Source organism: Levilactobacillus wangkuiensis, assembly GCF_016861605.1.
In the GTDB taxonomy this organism is placed as follows: Bacteria; Bacillota; Bacilli; order Lactobacillales; family Lactobacillaceae; genus Levilactobacillus; species Levilactobacillus wangkuiensis.
The window spans coordinates 1-5837 of the sequence record NZ_BOLM01000040.1 but is presented as its reverse complement, the minus strand read 5'-3'; the positions used below and the strand labels follow the sequence as shown (position 1 = coordinate 5837).

Here is a 5837-nt window from a genome sequence, read left to right as displayed (position 1 = left end):
GACCATTAAAAATCCATCATCAACAGACTGCCATTGAAAGTTTCCGGGCTTGTTCGGATTAAACTTGTAATTTGCCACACAAAGAAATAAAGGAATTGGTCATCAACTTCTGATTTTTGCCGAAAAATATGCGCGAAACAATAATTGCAAGTGTCTTGAAATTGGAACTGGTACAACTAGTTTTGGACAACTTTATCTTTATCAAAAATGTGGTTTCCGGGTTGTTGGTGTTGATCAAAACTTCTTTACAATTCACTATGATAAAGAGATTACTGAAAATGGTCTTGTTTTAAAAGACATGATACGTTTGAGGAAAGTTCTAAAATAAGTCTTGTTTCTCTTATAGGGTCCATAAGTCCCAAATAGCCCCTCGAAAACATTGAAAGAATAACCCCCAATATCTATAATATAGATGTTGGGGGTTATTTATTTTCATATTATAAAAATAACTCCTTCTATTTGTCATTTTTTCGATACCTTTTAGCACGATTTTGACCAGGAAATAAACGATCATGCGATCCGACTCGAATTCCAATTAAGACTAGTTCATCTTTATCAATCGTATAAACAACCAGGACATCGTTAGTTTCGCTTGGTGTTTTGTTTTTCGGGGTATCTCGTAAGTGAAATTCATTATAACCGCTCATTCGCCGATTAAGCTCATGATCTTCAAATTCTGATGGTAATTGTTGTTGCTCAAGCAACAGATCAATGGCTGCTCGAACTTCATCAATAATAGATTTGTCTAAACTGGCTAACCGTTTTAGATCAGCATTAAAGGTTGCACGTGGTTTAAATCTTAGTTTTTTCATTATTTAAACTGACCCCAATAATCATCATCTGATTCAACAATTTCATCATCAGGTAAAACATGGCGTTTAATTAACTGATCACGCGCAATTGCATATTCTAATGAACCTTCTTTCGCTTTTAATGCTCTTTCTAGCCAGTCCATTTTTTCTTGTGAAACGATGGCCACTGCGCGACTGTTTGAACGAGCAATATAAACGGTTTCATCTTCGTCATTAACTTGATCTAAATATTTTTTTAGATTAGCGCGAAAGTCGCTCTGTGTTAGTGCTAATGTCATATTTACCACCCTTTCATTGTACTTAATATTGTACTTTAAATTGTACTAAAAATCAATTTTTTAAGGAGCTAAAACTATGCAACAAATTGTCTTACCTATCAAAGATTCAAATGTTCTCAAAGAGGTGCAAGATACCTTACTCAACAGCTTTAAAGCTGGCCGGCGTAACTATACAGTTTTTCAAGTTGGCAAAGCGACTCTGCTGCGTGTGAGCGACGTCATGAAGCTTCGTTGGGCAGATGTCTTTAACGAGAACGGCACCGTGCGTCAGAATGCGTTTATCCACGACCAAAAGACCGGTAAAGCGAACCTGCTCTACTTAAAACCCGTGCAAGCTAATTTATTGGCTTATCAAGCTTGGTTACAAGACAATCATTTGGTTTCTGACTGGTTGTTTCCCTCGATTCAGCACCCTGATCGACATATCACGGAAAAACAGTTCTACAAAATTATGGCTAAGACGGGCGATTTACTCGGCATTAATTATCTTGGTACTCATACCATGCGTAAAACCGGCGCTTATCGGGTCTACACGCAGTCTAATTATAATATTGGTTTAGTCATGCACTTATTAAATCATTCCAGCGAGGCCATGACTTTAGCTTATTTAGGCTTGGATCAAGCCAGTCAAGAAACCATGCTCGATCAAATTGATTTTGGTTGATATTAAGCGAGCTATTGCAGCAATTATTCTCTATAATACATTGATAGATAAGCTGAGAAAACAGGAGGCTAAGTATGCGACTTTGGCATGAGCAACTCATTAATAAACTTCCTCGCCAGCAACTACTAGGGCAGCATCGAGAACTTGCTGCTCTAAGAGGCAATGGCTGGGGTAAAAAACATGCAACTGTTAATTATGTATTCAAGCACTCGCCATATAAACTCTATCAATTTCACTTACTGGTACTGCATGAAATGCAGCACCGCGGATATCACCCCAATAAAAACTGGTTTAATCCGCTTTACCGCGGTATTCATTGTGATCCATATATAATTTTGAAAGAATGCCCGATCACTAACCCAATTTATCCAGAGCATAATGACGCATATTTGAAAGAATGTTTAGCTAATTTAGCCAGCAAAGGGATTATTTTATAAAGCAAAAAAATGAGTCTCATACTCGAGGCTCTTTTTTATATTTAGTTAATAATTCATATTAAAATTAAGGTATAGCCTCTAGTTCATATTTTTTATAGTTTACAATTCGTTAACATAGCAAATGATTTTTTTAGTTTTGAATTTATGAGTTTGATTTTGTTGTCGCCAACGGCGGCTTCTAATACAGGTTCTAATCATTTTGGTATAACATAGAATAAATTCTATGTGTAAGTGCGCATTGAACTCATTTCATTCCGTTTAATGACGCTAAAAAATAGCTAACTTGATCATTGAAATAAAGGGTGTTTTTTAGTTCAATGCGCACTTATACACAACAACTAAAGTTGATTGTGCTTATACTAAAAAAATTTGTATTAGATTTCGCTGCGCTCAAACAAATCTTTTTAATGGCTTTACACCGTTTTTCTTTCTAAACTTAATCACAATCTTTGAATAACTAACTATAAAAAGATGCCTTTAATTTAAACCTGAAATAATTAGCTAATGTTAGGAGTAACTCAGATGGACGAAAAAAAAGTATTAAAGCCCATTGATGAAATGCTTGCTGATCCTTGGCAAGTTGATATTCAAGAATTGTTTGAAGCTTTTGTTAATGAACCTGATGAGATCAAACAGAATTTGTATAATTCCTTGTACACTTACGTTTTGCAAAAAAGACAAGAAGATATTATTAATCGACCAGGATTTGTAATTTAGCCCTCTAAAAGCTCGCTGAGGGCTTTTTATTTTGTTTTGGCATAATTATATGTAAATAAGCTTAAAATTGCCGAGAATTGAAAATAAAGGCCTTAAAAGGGACGTAGCAGTTAAATTCTTATTATGTTTTAGATAAACTAAGTGTTTGCTGTCAATGGTAGCGGACGAGCAAAGCGTGGGAGCATAAGGAATTGACAGCTCTTAACCAGTCTTAACACTGAATTGGCGAAAGCCAAAGTTTCTATAAAACTTTGCTTTCCTGCCTAACGGCGAGTGAAAAAACGGTCAAGCTGGTTCAGCTTGGACGGGGTGCGGGGCGTCAGCGCCCGTGTAAATGTGGCTTGCCACACCTTTATGGCAACGAACGGAGTGAGGCGCAAAGAGCGTAGCGAATGGAGTTTAATGTGAGCCGGTTTTTGGCTCACTCCTTTGTATTTTTGATTTTAGGTCTTGATCTCGTACGTGGTGCCTCTTTTATAATCTCTTTTATAAACCTCTTTTAAACCTCTTTTAGACCCCTCTTTAGCCTTACTCTCCCAAGACGTACAGGGTTTTATAGATAGAGTTTTGTCTGTTTATAGATAGAGTTTTGTCTGTTTATAGATAGAGTTTTGTCTGTTTATAGATAGAGTTTTGTCTGTTTATAGATAGAGTTTTGTGGTATTGTATATTCATAAAAACGTGTTTATTAAAAGAGGTGCTTCATTTGAGTAATGAAATTGTTAAATATGATCCAGAATTAAATACAATCCCACTTCGAAAATTCACTCCTGTTGAAATGAATTTATTCTTCTCAATAGTTTCTAGAATGCGTGACAAAGGTGACGAAACTGTAAGGTTTTCATTTGATCAATTAAAAGAATTAAGTGCATATAAACCTACAGCAAATAACCGATTTATTGACGATATTGAAAGTACTTATCAAAAAATTTTAGGCTTACGCTTTGGAAGGCGTAGTAAAGATGGGCTGCATCGTGAATTTTTTGTTATGTTTACCGAATTTGAGATAAACGGCCATGCTGATGATCCTTATGTTGATATTAAAATTTACCCCAAAGCTATAAAATTATTGAATGAGCTGGAAAGTTGGGTTCGTTATGCTTTATCAGAATTCAGAGATTTAAAAAGCAGCTACGCAAAAACCATGTTCCGTTTACTAAAACAATTTAGGACTACTGGGTACGCTTACTTTTCAGTTGCGGACTTTAACGAGCTATTAGATGTCCCTAAAAGCTATAAAAGTAGCAATATAAATCAATCCGTTTTAAAACCCATCAAAGAGGAACTTACACCTCTTTTTAGAGGCCTAACTGTTCGAAAAAAATATGGTAAAGGCCGCGGGAAACCAGTGATTGGGTATTCCTTTACTTGGAAGTCTGAAAAGAAAGACGCTAATGACTTCTCACAAGGTCAAATTCAAGATGAACGTCAAAAACTCTTTAACATTCAGCATAATGGTGAATTAACAGAGCAGGAAAAATGGCGCGCCATTGACAAGGTTAAAGGGTTAACTTTAGGCTCTACTGAGAAGCAAGCATTGGCTGATAAACAGGCCGAGCACGATAAAAAAATAAGAGATCAAGCAAGACAAGAAGCACTTGCTGAACTCCGAAAGGGGTTTGGAAATCATGCCTAAAACTATTAGAGAACTTGCTGATGAATTAAAGGTCTCCAAACAAGCCATTCAATATCACTACCAAAGACTACCAGCAAAAAAGCAATAAAAAGATAGTCGGGGTGCAAACATGATTAGCACTACAGCTGAGATGATTATTAGAGACAAGATAGCAAAGCCTTTGGTCTCAAAGAGCCAACAAACAGGTAGGAAACAGATACCAAAGACTAGCAAAGAAAATAATGAGCTAATTGCTACTCTAAGAAGAGAAATAGAAGATTTAAAGTTTCAACGTGACAAACAGCTTGCTACCAAGGATCAGCAAATAAGTAGTAAAGACCGACAAATAGATCATCTAACAAAATTGATAGATCAGCAGCAACGATTACAGTTGACGCCTTATTTGGTGGTCATTCAACCAACTATAACCAACAGTCGGTGCCACTTATTCGCCCAGAAGAATTTGCTACCTTACAACAGCCAGTTTTATATGCCTACAAGCTAGGCGTTTCACAAGTTGATAAAGCTTTTTGGTTTAAAGATGCACGTATGAAAGCAATGGTAGAAAACTAAGGAGTTTAAATAAAAAACATCGTTGCGCACATTATTGTGGTAACATTGTTCGCAATGAAGGAGTAATTTAGCATGAAGCTTTATTCTATGAAGGATATTGCAGAGGAAATCGGCAAAGACAAATCCAATGTTTATCGTTATATAAAGAAAAACAATATTGCGCACACTGATGTAAAAGAACGTACATTATTGTTTAACGCAACGCAAAAAAACTCCATTGTAAAAGGCATGGCAAGCAATCCAAACAATGACGTTGCGCAACGGTCGCAACATGCCCAGCATAATGAATATCATAGCGAAACAGATAATAATACTGATCAAATTATTGCTGCTATGCAGGATAATATTAAGAATTTAAAAGAGCAAAATGCCTTGCTAGCTAAACAGTTGGAAAGCAAGGATAAACAACTTGATGAGGCACAAAAGCTAATTGATCAGCAACAACAGTTAAACCTATCAACACAGCGTCTTTTAACACAACAAAATGAGCCGCAGGAAGTTAAGCAACAAACACAAACTAAGCAAAAAAGTACTGCACAGGCACAACAGTCAGAAGAAAATAGTGATGATCAAAAAAAGGCTTCAAAGAAGGGGTTCTTTAAGCGCTTATTTGATAACTAAAGGTACATGTTCATATGACACACAACTATTTTGTTTTTAGATTTGGCAAATTACAAGTTTAATCCGAACAAGCCCGGAAACTTTCAATGGCAGTCTGTTGATGATGGATTTTTAATGGTC

At 36.1% G+C, this 5837-nt stretch carries 7 protein-coding genes and 2 pseudogenes; 7 read left to right on the top strand and 2 right to left on the bottom strand.

Going from position 1 to position 5837, the window contains the following annotated elements; translation table 11 throughout:
- Positions 1-91: 91 nt before the first annotated feature.
- Positions 92-328 (top strand): annotated as a pseudogene (locus JUF13_RS14260) (GNAT family N-acetyltransferase); the annotation flags it as partial.
- A 127-nt stretch (positions 329-455) separates the two neighbouring features.
- Here JUF13_RS14260 and JUF13_RS14255 read toward each other — a convergent pair.
- Together JUF13_RS14255 and JUF13_RS14250 are read right to left on the bottom strand one after the other, a co-directional pair.
- Positions 456-812, bottom strand: a complete 357-nt coding sequence (locus tag JUF13_RS14255) for a type II toxin-antitoxin system YafQ family toxin (RefSeq protein ID WP_046783591.1) — start codon at positions 810-812, stop codon at positions 456-458.
- A complete protein-coding gene (locus JUF13_RS14250) occupies positions 812-1090 on the bottom strand; it encodes a type II toxin-antitoxin system Phd/YefM family antitoxin (RefSeq protein ID WP_003586674.1) in 279 nt (92 codons plus the stop codon). Before JUF13_RS14250 ends, JUF13_RS14255 begins: the two co-directional genes overlap by 1 nt.
- Before the next feature lie 76 nt (positions 1091-1166).
- Here JUF13_RS14250 and JUF13_RS14245 point away from each other — a divergent pair, with 76 nt between their 5' ends.
- The 6 genes and pseudogenes from JUF13_RS14245 (at position 1167) to JUF13_RS14220 (ending at position 5717) form a co-directional block, all read left to right on the top strand.
- Positions 1167-1754: a site-specific integrase gene (locus JUF13_RS14245; protein ID WP_057732126.1), complete on the top strand. Its 588-nt coding sequence runs from the start codon at positions 1167-1169 to the stop codon at positions 1752-1754.
- 74 nt (positions 1755-1828) lie between these two features.
- Positions 1829-2191, top strand: coding sequence for a TIGR02328 family protein (locus JUF13_RS14240; RefSeq protein ID WP_002834528.1), 363 nt, complete (start codon positions 1829-1831; stop codon positions 2189-2191).
- Between the two features lie 504 nt (positions 2192-2695).
- The gene (locus tag JUF13_RS14235; protein ID WP_203640194.1) at positions 2696-2908 is read left to right on the top strand and encodes a hypothetical protein; all 213 of its coding nucleotides are present in this window, start codon (positions 2696-2698) and stop codon (positions 2906-2908) included.
- 706 nt (positions 2909-3614) lie between these two features.
- Positions 3615-4544, top strand: coding sequence for a replication initiation protein (locus tag JUF13_RS14230; protein ID WP_034529708.1), 930 nt, complete (start codon positions 3615-3617; stop codon positions 4542-4544).
- Positions 4537-4917 (top strand): annotated as a pseudogene (locus JUF13_RS14225) (DUF536 domain-containing protein); the annotation flags it as partial. The gene JUF13_RS14230 and the pseudogene JUF13_RS14225, both read left to right, overlap by 8 nt.
- 251 nt (positions 4918-5168) lie before the next feature.
- Entirely contained in the window at positions 5169-5717 is a 549-nt protein-coding gene (locus tag JUF13_RS14220; RefSeq protein WP_034529710.1) for a DUF536 domain-containing protein, read from the top strand.
- Positions 5718-5837: the final 120 nt, after the last annotated feature.

Coding starts and splice junctions, on each gene's coding strand:
- JUF13_RS14255 (WP_046783591.1), bottom strand. CDS start 812: ATGAAAAAACTAAGATTTAAACCACGTGCAACCTTTAATGCTGATCTA.
- JUF13_RS14250 (WP_003586674.1), bottom strand. CDS start 1,090: ATGACATTAGCACTAACACAGAGCGACTTTCGCGCTAATCTAAAAAAA.
- JUF13_RS14245 (WP_057732126.1), top strand. CDS start 1,167: ATGCAACAAATTGTCTTACCTATCAAAGATTCAAATGTTCTCAAAGAG.
- JUF13_RS14240 (WP_002834528.1), top strand. CDS start 1,829: ATGCGACTTTGGCATGAGCAACTCATTAATAAACTTCCTCGCCAGCAA.
- JUF13_RS14235 (WP_203640194.1), top strand. CDS start 2,696: ATGTTAGGAGTAACTCAGATGGACGAAAAAAAAGTATTAAAGCCCATT.
- JUF13_RS14220 (WP_034529710.1), top strand. CDS start 5,169: ATGAAGCTTTATTCTATGAAGGATATTGCAGAGGAAATCGGCAAAGAC.